The sequence below is a fragment of the Pseudomonas sp. rhizo25 genome, from assembly GCF_031931935.1.
Taxonomy (GTDB): domain Bacteria; phylum Pseudomonadota; class Gammaproteobacteria; order Pseudomonadales; family Pseudomonadaceae; genus Aquipseudomonas; species Aquipseudomonas synxantha.
Map to the genome: position 1 here is coordinate 1 of NZ_JAUJXA010000044.1, position 980 is coordinate 980.

Sequence of the window (980 nt, forward strand, 5' to 3'; positions counted from 1 at the left end):
CCAAGGTGACGTCGGTGCCGGCCTTGTTGCTCAAGGTCGCGGTGTAGGTGATCTGGCCACCTTCGTTGACGGCGTTTGGCGCAGTCAGCGTAACCGTCGTGGTGTTATCGGTACCCGGTGTATCCGTAACGGTGGTGTTGACCGCGGTAGTACCCGGAACCAGATTTTCGAAATGCTCGCCGCCAGTCACGCCTTTGATGGCGGTGGTGACGGTCTGATCGCCCTTGTAGACGTCATCCGGCGCCACAACCGAGACAGAACCGCTGCTTTGGTTCACGCCGATAGTGATGGTCTTGCCGTTATCCAGGGTGACGGTGAGCGGGTTGGTGATGTTGGTCACTGGCGCGCCGTTTTTATCCACAAGGCTAGCGGTGTAAACGATATTGCCGCCTTCGCCGACGGTGGTGGTGGCGGTCAGAACCACATCGACCTTGTCGATGGTGTCGTTGATTGTGGTGGTCGCACCGTTGCCTGCAACTTCCAGTTTTTCGAAGTTGCCGCCAGTGGTCTCGGTGATCTTGACCGTCTGGGTGCTCTTGTCGATGAACACGTCATCGGTCGGTGCAGGAACGGTTACCGTGCCGACGGTATCGCCAGCCTTGATGGTGATCGATGAACCGTTGTCGAGTTTCAGCGTTACATCAGTGCCCGCTTTATTGGAGAGCGTAGCGGTATAGGTGATCTGGCCGCCTTCGTTAACAGCACTTGGTGCAGTTAGCGTAACAGTCGTGGTGTTGTCGGTGCCTGGGGTATCCGTAACGGTGGTATTCACCGTGGCGGTACCCGGTACCAGATTTTCAAAGTGTTCGCCGCCGGTCACGCCTTTGATGGCGGTGGTGACGGTTTGATCGCCCTTGTAGACGTCATCCGGCGCCAAGACCGAAACAGTGCCGCTCGACTGATTCACGCCGATAGTGATGGACTGGCCATTATCGAGAGTGACGGTCAGCGGGTTGGTGATGTTAGTCACCGGCGCACCG

Annotated in this window: 1 protein-coding gene; it reads right to left on the reverse strand. The window is 57.6% G+C overall.

Annotated features, from left to right (window positions below; genetic code table 11):
* On the reverse strand, window positions 1–980 hold a 980-nt coding region (locus QZR30_RS27850; RefSeq protein WP_322101194.1), incomplete at both ends, for an immunoglobulin-like domain-containing protein.